General features: G+C 44.5%; 21 protein-coding genes. 3 read left to right on the top strand and 18 right to left on the bottom strand.

From position 1 onward, the window contains the following. Positions 1 to 11: 11 nt before the first annotated feature. From CA598_RS10770 to CA598_RS10825, 12 genes are all read right to left on the bottom strand, one after another. The gene (locus CA598_RS10770) at positions 12 to 839 is read right to left on the bottom strand and encodes a CpaE/TadZ family protein (RefSeq protein ID WP_094870543.1); all 828 of its coding nucleotides are present in this window, start codon (positions 837 to 839) and stop codon (positions 12 to 14) included. After that, a complete protein-coding gene (locus tag CA598_RS10775; RefSeq protein ID WP_094876491.1) occupies positions 818 to 1,699 on the bottom strand; it encodes a CpaB family protein in 882 nt (293 codons plus the stop codon). The genes CA598_RS10770 and CA598_RS10775 overlap by 22 nt, the downstream gene beginning before the upstream one ends. Beyond that, complete coding sequence (locus CA598_RS10780) at positions 1,699 to 2,772, bottom strand: MinD/ParA family ATP-binding protein (RefSeq protein ID WP_179283641.1); 1,074 nt, start codon at positions 2,770 to 2,772, stop codon at positions 1,699 to 1,701. The genes CA598_RS10775 and CA598_RS10780 overlap by 1 nt, the downstream gene beginning before the upstream one ends. Positions 2,773 to 3,279: 507 nt before the next feature. Continuing rightward, a complete protein-coding gene (locus CA598_RS10785) occupies positions 3,280 to 4,206 on the bottom strand; it encodes a 5'-3' exonuclease (RefSeq protein ID WP_094870546.1) in 927 nt (308 codons plus the stop codon). Between the two features lie 222 nt (positions 4,207 to 4,428). Next, the gene (locus CA598_RS10790; protein WP_094870547.1) at positions 4,429 to 4,803 is read right to left on the bottom strand and encodes an arsenate reductase family protein; all 375 of its coding nucleotides are present in this window, start codon (positions 4,801 to 4,803) and stop codon (positions 4,429 to 4,431) included. Between the two features lie 173 nt (positions 4,804 to 4,976). Next, the gene (locus CA598_RS10795; protein WP_094876493.1) at positions 4,977 to 5,966 is read right to left on the bottom strand and encodes an RluA family pseudouridine synthase; all 990 of its coding nucleotides are present in this window, start codon (positions 5,964 to 5,966) and stop codon (positions 4,977 to 4,979) included. Position 5,967: 1 nt separating this feature from the next. Further along, entirely contained in the window at positions 5,968 to 6,534 is a 567-nt protein-coding gene (locus tag CA598_RS10800) for a cob(I)yrinic acid a,c-diamide adenosyltransferase (protein ID WP_094870549.1), read from the bottom strand. Between the two features lie 184 nt (positions 6,535 to 6,718). Next, positions 6,719 to 6,907: an aspartyl-phosphate phosphatase Spo0E family protein gene (locus CA598_RS10805; RefSeq protein ID WP_052404481.1), complete on the bottom strand. Its 189-nt coding sequence runs from the start codon at positions 6,905 to 6,907 to the stop codon at positions 6,719 to 6,721. Between the two features lie 251 nt (positions 6,908 to 7,158). Further along, positions 7,159 to 8,379 carry an aminotransferase class I/II-fold pyridoxal phosphate-dependent enzyme gene (locus CA598_RS10810; protein ID WP_094870550.1) on the bottom strand — a complete coding sequence of 407 codons (1,221 nt, stop codon included), beginning with the start codon at positions 8,377 to 8,379 and terminating at the stop codon, positions 7,159 to 7,161. A gap of 13 nt (positions 8,380 to 8,392) precedes the next feature. Next, positions 8,393 to 8,893: an Lrp/AsnC family transcriptional regulator gene (locus CA598_RS10815; protein ID WP_094870551.1), complete on the bottom strand. Its 501-nt coding sequence runs from the start codon at positions 8,891 to 8,893 to the stop codon at positions 8,393 to 8,395. A 260-nt stretch (positions 8,894 to 9,153) separates the two neighbouring features. Next, entirely contained in the window at positions 9,154 to 9,540 is a 387-nt protein-coding gene (locus tag CA598_RS10820; RefSeq protein ID WP_094870552.1) for a spore coat protein, read from the bottom strand. A 24-nt stretch (positions 9,541 to 9,564) separates the two neighbouring features. Continuing rightward, positions 9,565 to 9,798: a spore coat protein gene (locus CA598_RS10825; RefSeq protein ID WP_094870553.1), complete on the bottom strand. Its 234-nt coding sequence runs from the start codon at positions 9,796 to 9,798 to the stop codon at positions 9,565 to 9,567. A gap of 177 nt (positions 9,799 to 9,975) precedes the next feature. Here CA598_RS10825 and CA598_RS10830 point away from each other — a divergent pair, with 177 nt between their 5' ends. Beyond that, positions 9,976 to 11,199, top strand: coding sequence for an NAD(P)/FAD-dependent oxidoreductase (locus CA598_RS10830; protein ID WP_094876499.1), 1,224 nt, complete (start codon positions 9,976 to 9,978; stop codon positions 11,197 to 11,199). Positions 11,200 to 11,289: 90 nt separating this feature from the next. On the opposite strand, the gene CA598_RS10835 is transcribed toward CA598_RS10830, so the two are convergent. The 3 genes from CA598_RS10835 to CA598_RS10845 all read right to left on the bottom strand — a co-directional run bounded on the left by CA598_RS10835 (position 11,290) and on the right by CA598_RS10845 (position 14,864). Next, positions 11,290 to 11,832 (bottom strand): hypothetical protein, encoded by a 543-nt coding sequence (locus CA598_RS10835; protein WP_094870554.1) that lies wholly within the window; start codon positions 11,830 to 11,832, stop codon positions 11,290 to 11,292. Between the two features lie 214 nt (positions 11,833 to 12,046). Continuing rightward, entirely contained in the window at positions 12,047 to 12,466 is a 420-nt protein-coding gene (locus CA598_RS10840) for a DUF350 domain-containing protein (protein ID WP_042125581.1), read from the bottom strand. A 31-nt stretch (positions 12,467 to 12,497) separates the two neighbouring features. After that, on the bottom strand, positions 12,498 to 14,864 hold the full coding sequence (locus CA598_RS10845) for an endonuclease MutS2 (RefSeq protein ID WP_094870555.1): 2,367 nt from the start codon (positions 14,862 to 14,864) through the stop codon (positions 12,498 to 12,500). 150 nt (positions 14,865 to 15,014) lie between these two features. Between CA598_RS10845 and CA598_RS10850 the strand changes: the two genes are divergently transcribed. After that, positions 15,015 to 15,362, top strand: a complete 348-nt coding sequence (locus CA598_RS10850) for a phage holin family protein (protein WP_060625232.1) — start codon at positions 15,015 to 15,017, stop codon at positions 15,360 to 15,362. A gap of 69 nt (positions 15,363 to 15,431) precedes the next feature. On the opposite strand, the gene CA598_RS10855 is transcribed toward CA598_RS10850, so the two are convergent. Next, on the bottom strand, positions 15,432 to 16,499 hold the full coding sequence (locus CA598_RS10855) for a GGDEF domain-containing protein (protein WP_094876494.1): 1,068 nt from the start codon (positions 16,497 to 16,499) through the stop codon (positions 15,432 to 15,434). A 241-nt stretch (positions 16,500 to 16,740) separates the two neighbouring features. Between CA598_RS10855 and CA598_RS10860 the strand changes: the two genes are divergently transcribed. Then, positions 16,741 to 17,169 (top strand): cupredoxin domain-containing protein, encoded by a 429-nt coding sequence (locus CA598_RS10860; protein ID WP_256989831.1) that lies wholly within the window; start codon positions 16,741 to 16,743, stop codon positions 17,167 to 17,169. 140 nt (positions 17,170 to 17,309) lie between these two features. Here the strand turns inward: CA598_RS10860 and zapA are convergent, their stop codons facing one another. Together zapA and pheT are read right to left on the bottom strand one after the other, a co-directional pair. Beyond that, positions 17,310 to 19,367: a cell division protein ZapA gene (gene zapA / locus CA598_RS10865; protein ID WP_094876495.1), complete on the bottom strand. Its 2,058-nt coding sequence runs from the start codon at positions 19,365 to 19,367 to the stop codon at positions 17,310 to 17,312. Between the two features lie 199 nt (positions 19,368 to 19,566). Further along, entirely contained in the window at positions 19,567 to 22,011 is a 2,445-nt protein-coding gene (gene pheT, locus CA598_RS10870) for a phenylalanine--tRNA ligase subunit beta (RefSeq protein WP_094876496.1), read from the bottom strand. Between the last annotated feature and the right edge of the window lie 231 nt (positions 22,012 to 22,242).

Genomic DNA, 22,242 nt, shown 5'->3' on the forward strand with positions numbered 1-22,242 from the left:
CGCTCTCCCCTTTATTGATCCGCTAACCGATCTGCTAGTTTTTGGATCTCTTTTTTGAAATATTTATTGATTAGGGGGTTATCTTTTATGTATAGCCTGCCTTCATGTGCACGAACTACGGCATCCTTTACAAGTGGCAGGACAGAGACTATGTTAAAACCCATGTCCTTCATAACCTTATAGTCGAATTCAATATGCTGGATATTCATCATCACTACGCTGGTGAACTTAGCCGTACTTATCCCAACCGATTTGGCATAGTCCAGCAGCTTCACCATATTTATCGTAGCTTCCATCCTCTCTGTTGCCGTAAAGAATCCGATGTGACAATATTTCATGGCACCTAGACAAAATTCCAATGGAGGGTTGTTGGGAATGTCAATCAGCACAATATCAAACATTTGCTTAAGTGTAGTAATAACACGCTCCAAATTCTCAAACTCGAAGTCAAAATACTCCTCCATTAAATCCTGTGGACTAGGTGATAACAGGAACAGCTTCTCATATTTGGTCTGTTGTAATTCATCTCTGAAATCTACCTTGTCGCTTTTTAACACTTTAATTAATCCTTGACCCTTCTTCTGAGTAGGGACATCTAGAAATTGATATAAGTTTGGATAAAATACTTTAAGGTCAACTACACAAGTATTCAGGCCCTTTTGAGATAACAGATAGCTTAAGTTACTTATTAGCATGGCATTATCTACACCATCACAAGCAGGGATGAAGCCTACCACACTGTAAATCAGGTTATTCTCCTGAAGTTCAGCACCGACGAGATCCTTCGAGGATATTTTCTGAAAAATACTGTCGATTCCTAGTCCTCGTTTCCGATCCACGATTCCACCTCTTTCTCCAAAGTAGGCAGTTGGTCAATGATGACATCACTACTCTTTCTGCTAAGTATGGTGATCAGAAATGAATTTCCATTTAGACCTTTGTATTTGGCATAATTATTAATTTGTGCACTCGTGCCCTCCAGAAGCAGTGCTTTAGGTTGAATGTTCTTCAAGAAATCTTTGCTCTTCATGACATTCTGTTTTTTATCCTCGTTTAGCTTCTGAACTTCTTTATAGACTTCGTAGATGGAGTGACTGCTTGCGTTGAGCATATCCTTCACCACAATGCTTTCAAACAACACTTCTGTTTTTTTGATCGTATTCGTTGACTCGGAATAAATCGCGTTGGGATTGCCACCCGCGGCATCCTTCGCCTCAACCTCATAAGACACACGGATACGAACACGGTCTCCTGGCATCAAGATATCTCCACCTACCTCAAGAAAATTATAAGGAAGCGTCAACACCTCGTTCTTTTCATTCACTTGATAGAGCCATTCATTCTTTTGCGGTTTTTCATCCAGCAACTGATCTTTGTAAAGCACGCTGTTCCCTCGAAGATAATAGGCGGAAAGCTTGCCATTTACTGCATCTAAATCCTCGGACAAAAGCATATCCTCTGTGTATTCTTTTTTGATAATATTGTATTTCTCAATCATAGAATCCGTTATGACTACAAATGCCGGAATCCCCTCATTCGACTTCACTCGTAGCACTTCTACCACGTCGCTGGCATCTTTGCTGGCTTTCGTAATGACCATATAAGAAACCACAATGATCAATATACTAAAGAGCAAGGCTGCAACCCGTTTGAACATTTGCTTATTGGGTGTCGCATTCTTAAGCCCGCTTAAATCCATTAACTGCTCCCCTCCAGTAATCTAAGAAGTATATTTCCGTAAGCCCGCTCATGGTCTTTGTTTGAATGTACAAGCGGCACATCGGTTTCGATCTGAGAATCGAAGTCTGTGTCATAAGAGACATGTCCAGCTACTTTCATTTCGTATGTAAAGCTTTCTAATAAACCAGATGCCGTAACTGCACTAACCCTATCTGGTGTGAAAATATCGCCTTGAAATCTGGAACGATCATTATATTTAGTGACAATGACTTTAGATTTAGCATTCAAATAGGCTGCATTCTCCTTATCCAGCGACTCTTCTACATTCTTCAAAGTGCTTAATACAGCGTAAAGATTATTAGGAATACACAAACCAAAGCTGTCAATATGAATTAACGCTTCGCGAAATTGATCTAAGGAGTTCATAGGCAGATCCAATAAGATTAAATTAAATTTGTTCCGGAGTAGGGACAACAGACCGACAAGTTTAGAGCTGGTATAAAATTGCTCCATTAATTTCCGATCGGAAAAACTGTAGCCAAGCCCCGTCAGCCACATATTTTCTTTTAAATGATACGCCGTGGTCAAATATTCCTGAGGTCTGGCTAGCGTCCGAATGAGAGAAGCATTAATATCCTCATCCCGCTTGGTACGCTCATGAAAGCTGCTGAAATACATATTTGTACTTCGATATTCGATATCCAGGTCCACGATCAATACACTCAGACCTCGTTTACTTGCTTCACTCGCCACATTGATAGTTGTACTAGTGATTCCACACCCGCTATGACCGGTTATCGCCACAATGCGACTAATTCCGCGACTAACCTTATCAAGTTCCCTAGTAAGGCTATCCGTGGCCTGTAATTCAGGTGGAGCTTTGGGTTTTGGTTTAAAACGATCTAGAAATGACCCTTTCTTGTCGATATTCTTTGAATGATTCTTATTTTCGTGAGGCTTTGTCTCATGTTTGAATTTCTGTTTGGTATCAGATAATTGCTCTAAAGCTTCACGAAATAGTCCTGGTGTAATACGTATGTATTCGAAAGTCTTTATTTGGAGATTCGGATATCTAGAGATGAGATTCTCCATTTCTATGTCTTTCCTTATGTCCCTGATGAGGATTAAAATCTTTACATTTGACTGTTGGTTAGCTATGAGCCAACGGATAAGGTTATTTAAATCACTCCTGTTCTGTTCCATACTCGTAGATAATGCATCATCAGTTATGAATATGCTATCTACAGATGGTTTAATGTTCTGTAAAAACTCTAAGGTACTGCTTAGTACTAATTCTGAATCATTTACTACGTCTATGGCCCGCGTGCAATACTTTTCTACTATTTTCTGCAGCTTGTGCGTAACCAAGAGTATCTCCATCTCATCACCTACTATGGAAAATAATCACCTAAATATTTCCTTCCGATTTTAAATAAACAGAATTTTAGGATTAGAAACCTTAAATTGAAATTTAGTCAAAATAAGACATTAAAAGATAAAATAATACAGAGATTCGACAATAAAAAAGGCAGGCCAAGGAAAATATCCTCGACCTGCCTTTATGTTTATTCGTCTTCTTATAAGAAGAGAACTCTCTCCTTAACCTAAATCGCCTAACTCAATCTGCACAATTCCCCGTTCGTCCTGCACCTCAGCGATCAAATGCATCAAGCTGCCGAACTCCAGCTCTTGAAATTTGCGCGCAGCTGTTTCCCGCTGTAGTTGCCACAAGGCTTCCGTCAGCCCGCAGACCACAGGTACGTCGCAACGAATTTCCGCTAGCTCTCGCGATAAATGCAGCATATCCAGATCTGCTTCGATTTTGGTACGCACACCTTTTGGAAGTAGATGCAGATTCTCAATAACACCTTCAACTGTACCGTATTCGGTCAGCAGCTTCAGCGCAGTCTTCTCACCAATCCCTTTTACGCCGGGATAATTATCACTGGTATCGCCCATAAAGCCTTTCAGGTCAATCACCTGTCTAGGGGTTAGACCCTTTTCCTCCAGCAATTCAGCAAGGTCATACACTTTATAGTTAGAGCGTCCCTTTTTCATAATGACGACCTTAACATTCTCATCAATGAGCTGAAGCATATCATGGTCACCCGTCAAAATATATACCTCAGAATTTTCACTGTAACAAGAAGCCAACGTACCAATGCAATCATCCGCTTCGTAGCCAGCAAGTCCAATATTCGGCACCCCAAGCTCAGCTACTACATCTTTTACTAGATCAAACTGTGGAATCAGCTCTAACGGCGCTTCAATCCGATTCGATTTGTAACCATCGTATTTCTCGGTGCGGAACGTTCCTTTGCCCATATCCCAGCAGCATACGACGTGAGAAGGCTCAAATGTACTTACTGCATCGAAAAAATACTGTAAAAAACCATACACTGCATTCGTAGGCAATCCAGCTTTTGTCTTGCGGATATATCCTCCATAAGAGGTCGCATAAAAGGCCCGGAACAGCAGAGCCATTCCATCTACAAGCATTACACGGCCCGTTGTTTCTGCTCTCATGTATAAACCTCTCCCTTAATCGTTCATTGTATTGTTATTAAGCACTTGTCCATACTATTGCACAAAGAGTATTCTATCAGAAAATACTTAATCTGATAAGGGATCATAAAGTTACACATATGGGAGCTTATTCTTATCCTTTGAAAATAATAAGCATAAACCTATCAGCAAAGGGATGCCTCAACAGCCATGATATGACTGTTGGGACATCCCCTTTAGGATTTATGCCTTGGAAGTATTGGTCCAAGCTTCAGCATATTGATCTTCTTTAAAGCCTACCGTAACTTTAACGCCATCAGTGACAATCGGACGTTTATTTAGCATACCATGGCTCGCGAGCAGCTCAAGCTTCTCCTGCTCACTAAGCTGTGCCATTTTGTCCTTAAGACCCAATGCTTTATAGACTTCACCACTTGTATTAAAAAACTTTTTCAGTTCAAGTCCGCTATTGGCCAGCAATTCACGCAGCTCCTCAACGGTAGGCGGCTGTTCTGCGATGTTTTGAAGCTCTAGCTCATGACCTTGAGCTTGTAGCCATTTTACTGCGCTGCGGCAGGTGCTGCATTTTGGATATTGATATACTTTTAGTTTGCTCATGTTGTGCTCCTTTAATGGTCGGCTAATAATTCGTAATTTCGGGGAATGTTTGGACTTCCGGCCGCTGTTGTCGCAAGAATTTCTCCATTATACCGCTAATCACGGTTGAAATCCGGAGAAGTCTATGCTTACGAAGTGTTCCCCTTCATTACTTCATAGCCTGAATATTATTTTTACCTCAAATTCGCTTTCGGGCCTTGCTCCAGTATCTCCTCCAAAGCCGCCATATCAGGCGGCAAAGGTGCTTCAAAGATCATTTCCTGCAGAAGCACTGGGTGTTTGAACGTCAGACGTACCGCATGCAGAGCTTGACGTGGGATGGAAGCATCTAGTGCTGCAACGGAATCCAACTGTTCACTTTGAGTTGAACTCAATTCCTGTAAATTATACAGTTCATGACGATACATGTTGTCACCAATCAAAGGACAGCCGATAGAGGTCATATGGACCCGAATCTGATGAGTACGACCACTCTCCAGCTTCAGTTCAACTTTTGAACCTTGTGCATATACGGTTTTAACCTCATATCGAGTCAGAGAAGGATAACCATCCGGTGTCACGATACGCCGATGCGGCTCCTCAGGATCACGGTCAATAGGTCCGTCAATATCGCCGAAAGGCTCCAAAGGAGCCCCATGAATAAATGCAGCATAACGTTTGTCCACTGTACCCGCAATCATCTGCTCAGAAATATGCTGATGGCTATATGGATTCTTGGCGATGATTAACACACCGGAGGTTTCCTGGTCCAGACGATGGACGGGTCGAAAGCGGAAGCGTTCATTTTTTTGCGCCCAATAATGAACTACTCCGTTAGCCAGTGTATCCGTGTAATGTCCATGTGTGGGATGCACGATGATCCCTGCTGCCTTGTTTACTACGAGCAGATGCTCATCTTCAAATAGAATTTCAAAGGGAATCGGTTGCGGTAAAATATCATCTGAAGTCTCTGTTTCCATGCGAATCTGTACAATATCGCCTGCCTTAACATGTACGCTGATATAGACACGTTCACCATTTAAGGTAATGCCTTGTTCTGTTTGCTTAAGCCGTGACAACAATTTACGTGAGACATCCATCCGTTTATGCAGGATCGTCTTCAAGAGCCAGTCATCCTCTTCAGGCGGTATAATGTAAGTAATAGGTGAGTAATAGCTAGTCATATTAGTCCCGGAACACCTTTTTACTGCGAATATATTCTACATCAGTAATCCCTGCCCGTGTATTAGCCGTCCTAGCCAGTGCAAAGAAATAATCGGATAACCGGTTCAAATAAATAACTGCTTCCGGGTTAATGTCTGCATTTCGTCCAAGTGTAACTGCCCGACGTTCTGCCCGGCGGCAAACCGTACGGCACACATGTAGAACCGAAGCTAACGGACTGCCCCCGGGGAGGATGAATTTTTCTAGTGGCGGATTCTCTGCTTGAAGATCATCAATCCAGCCCTCCAGCCGTTTAGCCATCTCACTTGTTACCATATATTGACCACCATCACCTAGCTTAATAAAAGCCAGATCGGTGCCGCAATCGAATAGCTCATGCTGAATTTCCAGCAGCTGCTCGCGTACATCATCAAACTTATCGTCCTCCATCAGGCTCCGTGCCTGCCCTACAAAGCAATTTAGTTCATCAATGGTTCCGTAAGCTTCAACTCGGACATCGTCCTTGCCAACCCGGCCGCCAATTACTGAAGTTTGACCCGCATCACCCGTGCGTGTATAGATCACCATGGCTTACTCCTCCTATCCATTCTTCAAATCACATAATGCTAGTTTAAGCTTTCTTATATAAAAATGGCAAATGAAGAGTATAACATATCCTCTCCAATAGTGACTGCAATATTGCGAGGTATGAGCTTAAAAAGGAACAACAAAAAGAGGACCCCAGGGTCCTCTTTAACAGCATGTAGCGACGTTATTTCCCAACTGGACGCCCCTTCATGTATTCATTTATCTTGAGATCCAGTAAACTGCTAATTTCAATCACATTATCTGAAGTGAATGATTTTTCCTGCAAAAAAAGCTGCTCCATTTTGCTACGGAGTATTCTAATTTCATCTTCCAGAGAGAGTATGCGAGCAGAAGCATCACCCTTGGGGGACAGTTTCCCACTTCCAGAAAAACACTGCCCTCCATAGGAAGGTAAGTAATAATCGGCACTAAGCACAATCATCCCTCCTAAAAGTATTATTGAGCGCGTGCCACAAAATGTCATTAAAGTAATAAAAGCAACTTCAAAGCAACGCTTAATTCCAGAGTAAAATGCATCCTTGTTAGTTTCTAATATAGGGGTTAATTACTCTCAAAGTAAAATAATACCATAGGATTATAGGATAGGCTATAGTCCAATTTTCTCTATTCCATTCTCTCTCGTTCCAGTTGTGTGACAAAAGAACCAATGCGTTCTATAGCTTCATTCAGTTGAGCTACTGATGTAGCATAGGAGCAGCGTAAGTAACCTTCACCACCTAAACCGAAGACACTTCCAGGTACAGCCGCCACCTTATATTCAAGCAATAATCGTTGTGCAAACTGATCAGAAGTCAGTCCCGTTTTGCGCACGCTAGGAAAAGCATAAAATGCACCTTGTGGTTCATGGCACTCCAGTCCGGCATCACGCAAACCTTTAACAATCAGCCTCCGCCGCTGGTTATAAGAATCGACCATTCGATCCTTCTCTTCCATCCCATTGGTCAGTGCCTCAAGTGCAGCCACCTGGCCCATAGAGGGAGCACACATCACAGTGTACTGGTGAATCTTAAGCATAGCGGAGATTAAGTCAGGGTGACCACAAGCATAACCCATTCTCCATCCGGTCATAGCAAAAGCCTTGGAGAAGCCGCTGACCAGAATCGTACGATCCATCATACCTGGCAGTGCGGCAAAGCTTACATGATTAATTCCATAAGTCAATTCCGCATAAATCTCATCAGAAATTACAATAAGATCATGCTTCTCTACAACCTTGGCGATCGGCTCCCAATCCTCTCGGGTCATCACACTTCCGGTTGGGTTACTCGGGTAGCACAGAATCAAAACTTTGGAGCGCGGAGTAATCTTGGCTTCCAAACTCTCTGCCGTTAGCTTAAAGTTATTCTCTCCAGTCGTTTCAATACCTACCGGAATTCCCCCGCCAATAGCCGTTATCGGTGAATAGGAAATATAGCAAGGTTCGGGTATGAGAATCTCATCGCCCGGTGTAATCAATGCACGCAAGGCCAGATCAATAGCCTCGCTTCCGCCGACCGTTGCTATAATCTGATTAGCAGGATCATAATCCACTGCAAAACGGGTATGCAAATAATTCGCAATTCCCTCCCGTAGCTCGGGCATACCTGCATTGGATGTATATCCTGTAAACCCTCTTTCCAGCGAATAGACACAAGCTTCTCTGACATGCCACGGGGTCTTAAAATCAGGCTCCCCGACTCCAAGTGATATGATATCCTTGCTGCCTGCAGCCAGATCAAAAAACTTACGAATACCCGAAGGCTGAATTTGCTGTACTAGCGGGGCCAAATAAGAATTCATAGATTTGCTGTCTTCTCCAGTTAGCTGCGTTTTATTCGTGATCATATGATTACTTCCTTTATGGAGAGATCATCAGACGGTTGTCTTCCTCATGCTCCTCGAAGATGATCCCATCCTGTTTGTATTTTTTAAGGGTAAAGTTCGTTTTAGTTGAGAGTACTGAATCAATTGGAGACAACTTCTCGGAAACAAAATTGGCCACCTCACGTAAATTCCGGCCTTCCACTTCTACCAGGAGATCGTAGGCACCTGACATCAGGTACACGGATTTCACTTGTGGATACAGGTAAATTCTTTCCGCAATGCCTTCAAAGCCGCGACCCCGTTCGGGTGTAATCTGCACCTCAATCAGTGCGGTCACTTTTTCATCATCCACTTTATCCCAGTTTACAACGGCAGCATACTTAACAATTACATGATCTTTCTCTAATTGCCCAATCGCCGTCTTTACGTCTTCTTCTTCCGCACCAAGTAGCGTAGCTAAGAGTGAAGTAGATCTTCTCGCGTCCTCTTTAAGCAGTTCCAGCACTTTCCTCTTTAGTTCGTTCATTTCCTTCATGCCTTCCCCTCCGGATAGTTCGCAAATGACGTTGCGCTATTCATGCGTCGTCCCGCGAAAAGAGTTTAATACTAATATGACATGAATTGAGCATCTCTGCAAACAAAATAACCCCATATGATATCCGCATAGAAGACTAGGTTTACTCAGCTAAATGGATTTTTATACAAAAAACGCCCGTTTATACCGGAGCTCTCGGTATAAACGGGCTTTTGCCTTAAGGTTATGGGACAGGATGCTTCATCTGCTAACCATCTTGGTTACATTAAATGAGACGGTTGATGTTGTCCATTCGATTGGTAGCTGTTCGCATTGTGAGCAATAGATCCAGATTGTCCTGTTTTTTGCTGAACGAACTGACCTGATTTTTGTTGCAATTGCTGTGCAGTTTGGAGCTGCTTGTCCACATCTTGGCGTAATGCTTTTGCAGGTGCAGGATACATATTCATTTGGGACATATGCGTGTACAGATCGCCCTGAAGTCGGAGCGTGTTCATGGTCATCTCATTAAAGACCCGGCGAACCGCTGGACATGCCGATTCCGTAGCAGCTGTCGCATACTCACGAACCGTCCGCTTCAAATCACACAAAATGGTGTTCATTAAGTCCTCATCTGGCATAAATGCTGCTGGATTCTGTGCATTCATTTTATAACCTCCTTAATAATGCAATTATTGTGGGCTTGTTGGGGCGTACTGTTGATGCTGCTGGATTAGCTGAGTGAGTGTATCCATGTGCTGCGTGTGATTTTGGATATGCTGCAAACAAACTTGTCGGACCTGCTCGTTCTGCGTTGTCGCGGCGGTAGCCGCACATTGCTTAAGAAGCAAGTCCTCATTAGAGATGGAGTCTGCGATATATTCCAATTCTTTTCCACTTAGTGCCTGCATTTGCATTGATTGCATGAGTTGTAGTCCCTCCTTGTAGTTGATTCAAACAGGCTTTAGTATACCGCCAAAGCACACCATTTATTTGCCCAACAGCATAAGAGAGATATGACAAAAATAAGAACATCCTGCGAATGAGACGGTAAAATGCCGCCCATACTTAATTATGGAACGAATGAAGGAGCGATCAATTTCATGAGACTAAACAGCGGCACCCCCCCATGGAGAAACACTTTACAAGACCCTCCAACTTATCCTGTGCTAGAGGATATCGTTCACTGTGATTGCCTAATTGTAGGCGCTGGAATGGGTGGAGCAATGGCTTCTTATCGCCTGTCGTTAAGCGGAGCTGAGACTGTTCTGATCGAAAAAAGAAGAGTCGGAAGCGGAAGCTCACATGCCAATACTGGTTTACTGCAGATATCTAACGACAAATCGTTAACCTCATGCATGAACACGTTTGGAGAAAAGAGCGGCTTGCTCTTTTATCAGCTATGCCAAGCAGGGGTAAGAAATATTCTGGATCTGCCGGCCCAGCTCGATATCGATCCCCAGATTATTCCTCGCAGCAGCCTTTTATATGCCAGTACACCAGAGGATGTACCTGCTCTGCGAGAAGAATATGAGAATCTCGTTGCTCACGGATTCGATTCTGATTTCTGGGAGGAGGATAAAATTGCTTCGCTGTATTCTTTTTCTAAACCTGCTGCACTTTATTCACACAGTGATGCAGAAGCGAACCCTTTCCGGACAGTTCACAGCCTGATCGCTAAGGCAGTAATCAATGGTGTACACGTTTATGAGCAGACTGAGGCTAAACATTATGAGTTTACTAAAGATGGAGTAATCTGCCACACAGAGAACGGACGTATTATTGCGAAGAAGGTTATTTTTGCAATGGGTTATGAAACGCAGGAGTTTAAAAAAGACCGAGGCGCTGAGCTGATCAATACGTATGCAGTGATGACCAAACCTTTGAAGGAATTCCCCAAGTGGCATGAGCGGAGCCTTCTCTGGGAAACCGCCCGACCGTATTTGTATTTTCGGACAACGCCGGAGGGACGTATTATTGCAGGAGGTAAAGATGAACCGTTGACGGATCCAGAGCGCCGTGATGTCAGAGTGATTTCACAAAGTCAAAGGTTATTGGAAGAGCTGGAAGCTTTGTTTCCTGAAATCAAAGGCATTGAGATAGAATACTCCTGGGGTGCTGTATTCGGCTCTACGCGTGATGGGCTTCCTTATATCGGCCCTCATCCCAAGTTCCCTCATTGCTACTTCATCGAGGGTTATGGGGGCAATGGGACGGTGTACAGCATGATTGCTGCGGAGTTATTAACAGATACGATTGCGGGTAAACATCGGCCGGAGCTTGATCTATTCTCATTGACACGAACTGCCAAACCTTCTCCTTCTTAAAAAACGGACGTGAATAAGCAGTATTGAGGTTTTAAAAAAAGCTTAGTCCTCTTATTAACAATAAGAGGACTAAGCTTTTTATGAGGATGCTTATGCTTTATCGGTACTCAGATTACGTACGAGCTGAATACGGTCTTCTTGCGCTAGACTGTGCTGTACATGGAAGCACGAAGGGCACACATAAACATTAAGGGAGAATGGAGCTGTTAATACAGAGCCACCCAATGTAGCCGGTGAAGAAGGCTCGAAGCTGCCAACAAGCTGCTTACCCGCAAGGATAGTTAACTCATGGCATTGTGTACATTCCGGAGCTTCTTCCTGAATCGCTAGGATAGCCGATACACGTTCTTCATACTTATTCAAATCATAATCGTCACCGAATTGGTTGAGCGTGTTGTAGATTGGAACTACGCTGTCTTTGTCGACGTCTCCCCAGAGATCATCATCATTAATGACCTCTTGTTTAGGTTGTTCTACGACTTCTTCTTCCTCTTCTTCGATACCGTCTATCCCTACATTAACCGTACGGTATCCACTAAGTTCATTGTTGCAGTGAGGACAATTTTCCTCGGGTCCGAATTCCTCGTCCCATACGATTTCAGTATGACACCAAGGGCACACAGTTGTTTCCATCTTAATAATCTCCTTCATACTTCACGTTTAAATTTAGTTCATCATTAAATAAATAATACCGGCTGCTATAAAAGCAATAGCTGACACAAACAAAACTCGGGTAAGAATCTTCATGAAATCCTCCTAATACCCCACAAAGTGGAGCTGCTCATTTCAAAGCTTGTCCAGCTTCATCTGGAATCCTTTGTAGGGAGGTGCAAAACTTTCTATTTTCTTAAAATATAGCTGCACCAATCACATAAGACAACGAAACCGAGATCAGCATCGCTATTAGCCCAACAGCACGGTTATCTGCAGCGATCTCCTCATCAATAGAGAACACTGGAGTCAGGAATTCAAATAAAAAATAGGCAAGCAGCAGCAGCAAAAAACCGACGACCGACCACTTCATCGTCTCATAAATCGAAACACCTGATTCAATGCTGAAACGCAGTACGTTGCAAATTCCGAAGATTTTGCCACCAGTAGCCATGGCTACTGCCAAGTTCCCCTTGCGAATTTCTTCCCAGCAATTATATTTCGTTACCATTTCAAAAATAGACAGAAATACAACAAGCCCAAGAATTGCTACTGCAAAGTAGCCAAGCAAGGCACCTAGCGGATGACCCAGCAAAAGATCAATATCTCCTTGCACACTTTCCCCTTCTTTCTGCCGGGCAATCCCGCTATTGCAGCTCAGCCACGGTTACGCCTGCGCCGCCTTCATTATAATTTCCAAGCCTATAGCTCTTAACATGTCTGTGTTTACGCAAATATTCTTGAATTCCTGTGCGGAGCACACCTGTCCCTTTACCATGAATAATAGAAATTTGGCCCAGATTTCCTAAGAAGGCTTCATCAATAAAACGATCCGTCTCCATAATCGCTTCTTCCAAATTCGTACCTCGCAAATCCAGTTCTCTGCGAATGTTCTCATCACGGGAGCGTTTAACGGTTGTCGCCTGCCGAAGAGGCGTTGGTACAGAGGCTGCTTTCGAAGAGAGCAGTTCCAAATCATCCAGGCTTACCTTCATCTTCATGATCCCAAACTGCACTACAGCCTCTTTAGAGCCGCTTAATTCCACTACAAAACCTTTTTGGTTTAAGCTATCTACCTTCACTTCATCACCAGGACCAATCGTCCGCGGAGCCTTAGCAGGCTTACGAGTAGCAGCTTTCTTACGCGGTGAAGGTTCCGCTTCGTCTAAACGTCTCCGTGCTTCAATCAGCTTATGCTCTTTGACTGAAGCGCCTTCTTCCATAGCTAAGCGGCGTAAATCACTGATGATTTCTTCCGCTTCTTTACGCGCTTTCTCCAAGATTGCACTGGCATCTTTCTCCGCTTTCTCCAGCCGTTTGTCCCGTTGGCTTTCCAGCTTCTCCAGCTCTTGTTGTTGTCTGCTGCGTAGTTCTTCTACTTCACGGCGGATGCTCTCTGCCCGTTCATGTTCTTGTTCCGCTCCAAGTCGATTCTCTTCGAGAGAGGCAATCATATGCTCAACACGCAGATCCTCTTCCTTCACTTCGCCACGCGCATGCTCCAGAATCGCACCTGGCAGACCTAATCGCTCTGCAATTGCAAAGGCGTTGCTTCGTCCAGGAACACCAATCAGCAGGCGGTAGGTAGGGCTGAGACTTTGAACATCGAACTCCATGCTGGCATTGATGACCCCTTTACGCTCATAAGCATAAGCTTTCAGTTCACTATAATGCGTGGTAGCGACCATACGGCATTCTATCCGGTGAATATGCTCCAGAATGGCAATTGCCAGCGCGGAACCTTCTGCCGGATCCGTACCTGCGCCCACTTCATCAAGCAGAATTAGACTCTTAGGAGTCATTCTCCGCAGAATGGAAATGATATTCGTCATATGGCTGGAGAATGTACTCAGACTCTGCTCAATACTCTGTTCATCCCCAATATCTGCATAAATGGCATCAAACACACACATTTGACTGCCTTCTTCTGCAGGGATGAACAAACCAGACATCGACATGAGACTCAACAATCCAATCGTCTTGAGTGTAACGGTTTTACCACCCGTATTCGGTCCGGTTACAATAATCGAGCTGTATTGGTTGCCCAGCTCCACATCCAGTGGAACCACATGCTCCGCAGGAATAAGCGGATGGCGTCCTTTGCGCAGCTTCAAATACCCGCGATCGTTCATACGAGGCTGCGTAGCCTTCATATCTCGGGCAAGACGCGCCTTGGAGAAGGTAAAGTCAAGCTCGCCAAGAATATCGATATCATAGGTCATTTCTTCGGCTATATCAGCTACAAGTGCTGTCAACCTATGCAATATGATCTCGATCTCCCGTTCTTCACGCAGCCGTGTTTCACGCAGCTTATTATTCATCGCGACAATAGACTCAGGCTCGATAAATAAAGTAGCCCCTGATCCGGACTGATCATGTACTATACCACCGAAATGCGCACGATACTCCGCTTTTACTGGAATAACAAACCGATCTCCACGAATGGTTACCAGCTGATCCTGCAGCATCTTAGCAACGGAAGAAGAACGAATCATAGAATCCAGCTTCTCACGAATCCGGGTCTCCCCTCCGCGTAATTCACGGCGAATCGTAGCCAGTTCAGAACTAGCTGTATCAAGCACATCTGCGTTCTCGTCTATACATAAACGGATGGCATCTTCTACATGTTTTTGCTCCGATAAAACATCGCTGAGTGAAAATAGGAATTCTATCTTTTCCTCCTCATGCATAGCTGCCAGGAATCGTTTGACTCTTCTTGCGCCACCAATGGTAGTTCCCACTGCCAGCAGTTCAGTTGTTCCCAACATTCCACCTATAGAGGCACGTTTTAGTGCTGCTCGAATATCGCTTATCCCGCCGAATGAAGGAATACCCTTCAGACGATCTACATTAGCCGCTTCATCCGTGGCTTGAAGTAGCTTCTTCACACCTTCAAAATCACCGGATGGTCTTAGTTGCTCCGCAGTCAATCGTCCCATTGAGGTTTGCGTATATTGCATTAATTTATTTAAAATCTTGCGATATTCAAGCGTATGCAAAATTTTGTCGTCCAATTACAGTCACAGCTCCCTTCATAGATGTTTCCATTATACAGAATTCAAGCCAATTTCGCTATTTGGTATCGGTTAAAGCATAAAAACAAGCATTAAGGTCACAATAAGAACTGCACATATCCTTAGCTTGGGCCAAAGGAGGTTAGTACAGTGAATTTCTTGAGTCATGTGGGTCGTTTTATTGTAGCAGCGCTTGTTCTGATGGTTGTTGGTTGGATTGTTCCACAGTTCACGATTGGTGGCTTCTGGAGCGCTCTAATCCTTGCACTGGTGATTGCGTTACTCGGCTGGGTTGTCGAAGGAATCTTCGGCAAAAAAGCAACGCCCTTCGGGCGCGGTATCGTCGGTTTCATCGTTAGTGCATTAGTTATCTGGGTCGCTCAATTCGTAGTGAGTGGAGTCAGCGTTTCCATTCTAGGAGCTATCCTGGCGGCATTGGTCATCGGTATTGTCGATTTGTTTTTGCCGGTATCCACGCCGTTTGAGGCAGCAAAGTAACCAAAGCTATTCACAACACAGAACCCCTATTTCCGGTTCTTTTCCGGTAATAAGGGTTCTGTGTTGTTTTTATCCATATGACACAATCTCCGCTTCATGACGCTCAGCACAATTGACCACTCTGTTCTTGCCTTTCTTTTTAGCGGTATAGAGCGCTTTATCCGTTTTACGAAAAAGAAGCTCTTTCCCATCCCCAAGCTGATAATTACAAATTCCAATGCTGACGGTAATCGGCTTATTCCCAGCCTGCAAATGCTCGATTTGAGCAATATTGATCCGTAATTTCTCTACCGCCTCGTAAGACTCTGAAAAACTTTTGTCTGTAAAAATTACTGCAAACTCTTCACCGCCATATCTGGCCGCAAAATCATTTAACTCAATCATACCGCCAACCTTGTCCGCAATTACCTTAAGAACAAGATCCCCAACCCTGTGTCCGTAGGTATCATTAACTTGCTTGAAGTTATCTATATCGAAAAGAGCCAGCTGCAGTTGAAGGTTGTTGCTTTCACATTGCTCCAATAATGAATCTAAATATTCATGAAAGGTTTTATGATTATATAGTCCAGTGAGTGCATCTATCTTCAGCAGCTTATCCGAAATCGCCCTCTCCACCATTAGATCTTGGCCTTCCTTCGTTAATCTCTCCAGATTTACACGCGCTTCCCGCGCACGAATAATTACAGCCAGAGCCATCCCTACAAATATTATAAATACACACTCTACCATTAAGAATTCAAGCAGTGGTTTATGTAGGAATGGCCGTTCCAACCCGAAATATACCCCCGCATAAAACACAATACTAAATAGTCCCATTAGATACAGGAGCTTACGATCAAAATAAATAAGAGCGACCATAATCGGCATCATGAGCGTCATCTGAGCACCATCGATAAAAGGCTCTAATACAAAATACATAAGGTAGGACACTAAAAAACCACAACTAACCACCCCATATTTAGGGGATTGTTTATTATAACGAAGCCACAGCTCCGCAGTAAACATAAGGGCTACAATTAGTAAATTACAGGCTATAAATAAGTGCCATAGATTCGTGTCCATGGTTGTTTTTATTTGAAGCCGGTTAATATTCGACAAAAACAGCAACTGTGAGATTAATAAAAGAATAACTACCATCCAATAACCTTTTAAAATTCTACGGTGCCAAACCTCCGTATTTAGCGCATCGTTAGTACTTGAAATATGTATCCCCTACTTTTGTACGTTAATGTAATAGCTTTCATTATAATAAATTTTAGTTATATTTTCATCATTTATTTGCAATTTACGACAAAGTTTGAACAGTCTCCCTTGTTCACGGATTTTTCACATTTAATCAAAGCGCTTACTTAAATTTTAAGTTATGATGTCTACATAATTGTCACATTTTCACTATGCTTGGACTTCTTGGGAGGAGGTTTGGATCATTAAAAAATTTGCAATTCTACTTTCAATTGTGTTTGTTATAGCACTTACAGCCTGTGGAAACAACAATGATAGTGCTGCTGGCAAAGCTAACACATCGGAGCCAGAGATCGAGGCAGAAACAGAACTTATAATTACAGCTACGAATTACAGCTTTGATCAGGAAGAATATCATCTAAAAAAAGGTGTGCCCGTCAAAATTATTTTTAAAAACGATAGCGGCAATCACGGCATCCTTATCCCTGAATTCGAACTCCAGCTTAATAGCAAAAAGTCCTCGAAAGTAATTGTTCCAGAGGAAGCCGGCACATTCGAAATGACCTGTTCGATTATGTGCGGTTCCGGACATAGCGGCATGAACGCAAAAATCATTGTGGACTAGATAAATCATTAAATAGCCGATCGTTAGGGAATTGCCCTGACGATCGGCTATTTATTTACCCTAAATCATTGACAAACAGGGCTGACCTGAAATAGATCTCTCTACACATCAGGTACAGCCCTCTTTCTTGCATCCGACATTCAACTATCCTGTTCGATCAGTTGAATCCATTCATTATATTCATTTTGAAGCTTGGCATATTCCTCTTGAAGATTACGATGCTCATCCGTCATCTTCTGTAGTTCATTCTGCTGCATCTCAAACTGGACCTGTAGCAGACGAAGTTGTCCTTGGGCCAACTCATAGTTCTCGCCGACTTCACCAAGCTGCTGAAGCACCTCACTGCGTTCACGTTCAATAGATTTCTGCTTAGCCTCAGCCTCACCGGCCTCCTGCTGCCAAATATCTATCTCTTCACGCAGCTTCGCTTCCAAATCACTCCACTGCTGCTGTCGCTCGAATAATTCCTCGTACTTTTGCTTCCATGAAGCGCCGTACGCCTCTGCTTCCCTCAGAACATCCTGCTGCTCTGCAACAGTAGCAGCGGCCTCAAGGCTAGCTTCAGACAATTCTTCTAAGCGTCGAGCTGTCTCTTCGCCTTCTTCCTGCAGCAGTTGATATCTTTCCTGCAGACGTTCCCCATCTTGCAGCACTTCATCATATTGAGAGATCAGTTCCTCATAACGTTCACGAAGTGCTGACAGTTCCTTCTGAACCTGTCCACCTTGTTCACGGAGTGCTGCAGTTTCCTGTTCTGCATCCGTACGAAGCTGAACTTCCCGGTCTAACTGTTGTACTAATCCATCCGCTTGACCACGAAGGGTCTCAATCTCCTTTTGAAGCGCCAATGATTTCTCTTCGGTCTCCATTAGGTTCATTTCAAGCTCACTAATGTCTTCCATCCGTTTATCCGAGAGCTCCTGCCAATTTGCTACCTCCGCCACAGATCCAGCCAGTTCTTCCTGAACACGGTGCAGATTCTCACTCGTTTCCTGTAGTGACTTCTGCAGCTCTGATGTTTCATTCTGGGACTGCTGGTAACGCTGGCGCAATTCTTCCAGCTCATCATTCAACAGCGTGCCTAGCTCAGTGGCCGTACGTAGCTCCTCACTGAGCTGTTCTTCGCGTTTAACAACCGCTTCATATTGTCCGAGCAGCGTCTGACGAGCATCTCGTTCACTCTTAAGGCTCGCCTCTGCCGCACGGAGTCTAGACTGAAGTTGTCCTGTTCCACCACGAAGCTCAGCCAGCTGTTTCTCGAGCTCTTGAATGCTTTGCTTATGTCTATGTTCCTGAGTACCTTGCGACTGTCGAAGTTCCTTATTCTTAGCAAGCTCCCGTTGTAGAGCTTCCCGCTCTTCAGCCAGTTCCTTGCCTAACTTCGTTGTCGTGTTCTCAAGCTCCTTACCTAGTGTCAACTTCGTCTCCTCGAGTTCCTTCCCTAATGTTGATTTAGTTTCCTCAAGCTGTTTCTCTAAGGTTGATCTAGTTTGGGTTAGCTCAAGTTCCAGAGCAGACATTGTATCTGTCTTCTCCTTAGTCAGCGTCTCACGAGTATTCTCCAGCTCTTGCAAATGCGCTGCCTTCTGCTCTTCCAGCTGCTGTAGACGGATGGCTTCTGCATTGGCCAGCGCCTCTCGATGATTCTCACGAATCATTGCCTGTTCAGCCTCATAGCTTGCCCGCAGTTCTTGCAGCTCCAGCTCACGCGCAAGCAGCTCCTCTTCCAGCTTCTCTCGCGCGGCGTCAGCCGCATGGGTTGCTTCCTGAAGCTGATCCGCATGTACCTTGCGCTCGTTCTCCTGGATCTCCAGATGACGCTTGCGCTCTTCTTCAACCGCAGCAATCAGTCGTGCTGCTTCTTCCTTAGCCGCCGCTTCAAGGCGTTCATATTCTTCTTGTCGCTCCCGCTGAACCTCCAGCAGGCGAGATACTTCCAATCGCAGTTCACTGCGTTCACCTGTCATCATGTTGAGTTCATTTTTAAAATCCTGAACCTGAATAGCCTGCTCCGCCATATGTACTGCTGCAAGCACCGCTATACGCGGCGTATCCAGTCTGTTGTGTGATTTAGAAATCGTGCGCATATGTTCGTCAACATAACGGGCCACTTGTTTCATATATTCAGTGCTGCTTCCGACGAGTTTATAGGAAGTTCCATATATCTCCACGGCGACACGTGTCCGGTCCATAGCCACAGTTGTGCCCTCCTTTGTATGTGTGCGGATTCTAAGCTAGTCTTACTGTTTCTATTGTAGCTTTTTTCTTAAGCATTTGGCAAAATCCCTTGTAATCAATAGATTCTCGCTGATATCCTCCGCATTTCACTCTACCCAGAAAAAGCCGCAGCGAATCTCAGTTTCTAAATGGATTCGCTGCGGCTTTACACAATTCCTGCTATTTTCTTAATTCTGCGCCAAAAGTTTGTTGAAGGACTGATAATAGCTTATCATGCACTTCTCCAACCTCTTCATCTGTCAATGTATGTTCACCGTGACGATACAGCAGTGAGATCGCAATACTCTTCTTTCCACTCTCTAACTTGCCACCAGTGTACACGTCGAATACCTGTACGGATTGCAGCAAAGTTCCTCCGTTTGCACGGATGGAAGCTAGCAGATCGCCCGCTGGTACAGTTGAATCTACAACCACAGCAATATCCCGTTCCATACCTGGGAAACGTGGAAGCTCATTATATTGCATACGGCTTTGCGTGTTATCATACAGCGGCTGCAGTAGAATCTCAGCTACATAAGTATCCACTAGATCAAGCTCTCTTTGCAGTTCCGGATGAAGCTGGCCCATAGTTCCAATCTTCACACGACCCTCGTCTCCGACTAAATATACCGACGCTGAACGCCCAGGATGATACCCTTCTGGACTATCTCCCTCGTAGATAATTCTGTCTGTAAGACCCAAATAAGCAAATACTGATTCCAGCGCACCCTTCAAATCAAAGAAATCTACAGGCTGTGCAGAAACGTTCCATTGCTTCACGGTTAGGCTACCGCTAAGCAACAACCCAAGCACCGGCAGCTCACGCGGCTGACGAGTCAACTGTTCTTCATCTGTGAAGAAAACATTGCCGATTTCAAACAACGCTAGATCGCTTTGACGACGGTTGGTATTGTAGCTAGCAATATCCAATAGTTGTGGCAGAAGGCTGGTACGCAGTACACTGCGTTCTTCACTCATTGGCATAGCCAATTTGACCGCTTGTGAGCCTTCCGATAACTCAGGGAACATTTTGCTTTGTTCCGGCTGGATGAAAGAGTAGCCCATCACTTCCTGATAACCGCCATGCGACAACAGGCGGCGCAGTTCACGGCGGAGTGATTGCTTATGCGTCAATGCGCCTGGCGTTGTAACTCCTTCAATCAAAGTCGTTGGAATGTTATCATATCCGTACAGACGAGCAATTTCTTCGATAAGGTCAACATCATAGCTGATATCGCCGCGTCTAGTTGGTACTTGAACTTCGATCAGCCCTTGTGCGGTATCCCCGCACTTGAAATGAAGACGGCCAAACAATGTCTTCACTTCTAGCAAGGACAGATCTGTTCCCAGATAACGGTTCAGCTTCTCCAAGGACAAAGTAAGTACCTTCTCTTCTCCAGCGACTGTTCCTGCTTGCACAATACCTTCATGCACAGATCCGCCAGCATAACGTGCAATAAGTACTGCAGCGCGATTCAATGCAGGAATCACTGCATTTGGATCCACTTCTTTCTCGAATCGAAGCGATGCTTCCGAGCGAAGTCCCAGTTGACGCGAGGTTTTACGAACGGTTCCTCCATCAAACTTAGCGGATTCCAGCACGAGATTTACCGTCTCAGCAGTAACTTCCGTATCCTGACCTCCCATTACTCCAGCCAGAGCTACTGCTTTAGCTCCATCAGCGATAACGAGCATATGTGGCTCAAGCTTCCGTTCTTGGCCATCAAGTGTAGTCAGGACTTCACCCTCATGAGCAAGACGAACGCCGAGTTCTCCGCCTTCTATTTTATCTGCATCAAAAGCATGAAGCGGCTGTCCGTATTCGAGCATCACATAGTTAGTGATGTCTACGATGTTGTTAATTGGACGAATTCCTGCCGCCATCAGACGATTCTGAATCCACAGCGGTGATGCTGCAGGCTTAACGCCTGAGATATAACGAACTGCGTAATGACTGCACTGTTCTTCATTCTCAATCTTAACGGAAATAGATTGCGCAGATGCTCCGCTGATCTCAATGATTTCACTCGCAGGATCGGGCAGTTTAATCTCGCGTCCAAGAATTGCGCTCACTTCATAAGCAGCACCAATCATGCTTAGGCAGTCTGAACGGTTCGGAGTCAGATCGAATTCCAGAATTTCATCATCTAGACCCAGCAACTTTGAAATATCTTGACCGATCTCTGTACCTTCAGGAAGTACAAGAATTCCTTCTTGTTGCTCTTTAGGAAGCAATTTATCATTGAGTCCCAATTCTTTAGCCGAGCAGATCATCCCTTGTGATAATACCCCGCGCAGCTTCGCTTTTTTGATATCCAGACCTGGAAGCTTAGCGCCAACAAGAGCTACAGGAACGGTTTGTCCCGCAGCCACATTTTTTGCGCCACAGACGATTTGCAGATCTTCACCTTGACCTGCATCCACGATACATACGTTCAGTTTATCCGCATCAGGATGTTTTTCTTTCGATTTCACATAGCCGGTTACGATACCGGAAATCCCTTTATTGCGGCGCTCTACTCCGTCAATTTCAATACCGGCAGCGGTAATCTTCTCCGCTAGCTTTTCGGCGGTTACTCCTTCAATCGATGTATAATCAGCCAACCATCCGGTTGATACTTTCATGTCCGCTCACTTCCTTTATGTTTCAGATGTATTTATCTACTTGCCGTTCGATCTGCTTCCTGTGGGATGCTGGATTAAGAGCTCTCAATTTCAACTACAAAACACTATTAAGAGCGGTCCCTGCAAGGAATCTTTGGACTTCCGGCCGCTGTTGTCCCCAGATTTCTTGATCTAAACCGCTCTTCGCGGTGGAAATCCGGGGACAAAGGCGGTCGCTATCGCTCCTACAGT

The organism is Paenibacillus sp. VTT E-133291 (assembly GCF_002264395.1).
Lineage (GTDB): Bacteria > Bacillota > Bacilli > Paenibacillales > Paenibacillaceae > Paenibacillus_AQ > Paenibacillus_AQ nitricinens.

Excerpts from the sequence above, each read along its gene's own strand:
- CA598_RS10775 (WP_094876491.1), bottom strand. The coding sequence starts at position 1,699 with ATGGATTTAAGCGGGCTTAAGAATGCGACACCCAATAAGCAAATGTTC.
- CA598_RS10780 (WP_179283641.1), bottom strand. The coding sequence starts at position 2,772 with ATGGAGAATCTCATCTCTAGATATCCGAATCTCCAAATAAAGACTTTC.
- CA598_RS10785 (WP_094870546.1), bottom strand. The coding sequence starts at position 4,206 with ATGAGAGCAGAAACAACGGGCCGTGTAATGCTTGTAGATGGAATGGCT.
- CA598_RS10790 (WP_094870547.1), bottom strand. The coding sequence starts at position 4,803 with ATGAGCAAACTAAAAGTATATCAATATCCAAAATGCAGCACCTGCCGC.
- CA598_RS10795 (WP_094876493.1), bottom strand. The coding sequence starts at position 5,966 with ATGACTAGCTATTACTCACCTATTACTTACATTATACCGCCTGAAGAG.
- CA598_RS10800 (WP_094870549.1), bottom strand. The coding sequence starts at position 6,534 with ATGGTGATCTATACACGCACGGGTGATGCGGGTCAAACTTCAGTAATT.
- CA598_RS10810 (WP_094870550.1), bottom strand. The coding sequence starts at position 8,379 with ATGATCACGAATAAAACGCAGCTAACTGGAGAAGACAGCAAATCTATG.
- CA598_RS10815 (WP_094870551.1), bottom strand. The coding sequence starts at position 8,893 with ATGAAGGAAATGAACGAACTAAAGAGGAAAGTGCTGGAACTGCTTAAA.
- CA598_RS10820 (WP_094870552.1), bottom strand. The coding sequence starts at position 9,540 with ATGAATGCACAGAATCCAGCAGCATTTATGCCAGATGAGGACTTAATG.
- CA598_RS10825 (WP_094870553.1), bottom strand. The coding sequence starts at position 9,798 with ATGCAATCAATGCAAATGCAGGCACTAAGTGGAAAAGAATTGGAATAT.
- CA598_RS10830 (WP_094876499.1), top strand. The coding sequence starts at position 9,976 with ATGAGACTAAACAGCGGCACCCCCCCATGGAGAAACACTTTACAAGAC.
- CA598_RS10835 (WP_094870554.1), bottom strand. The coding sequence starts at position 11,832 with ATGGAAACAACTGTGTGCCCTTGGTGTCATACTGAAATCGTATGGGAC.
- CA598_RS10855 (WP_094876494.1), bottom strand. The coding sequence starts at position 16,499 with ATGGTAGTTATTCTTTTATTAATCTCACAGTTGCTGTTTTTGTCGAAT.
- pheT (WP_094876496.1), bottom strand. The coding sequence starts at position 22,011 with ATGAAAGTATCAACCGGATGGTTGGCTGATTATACATCGATTGAAGGA.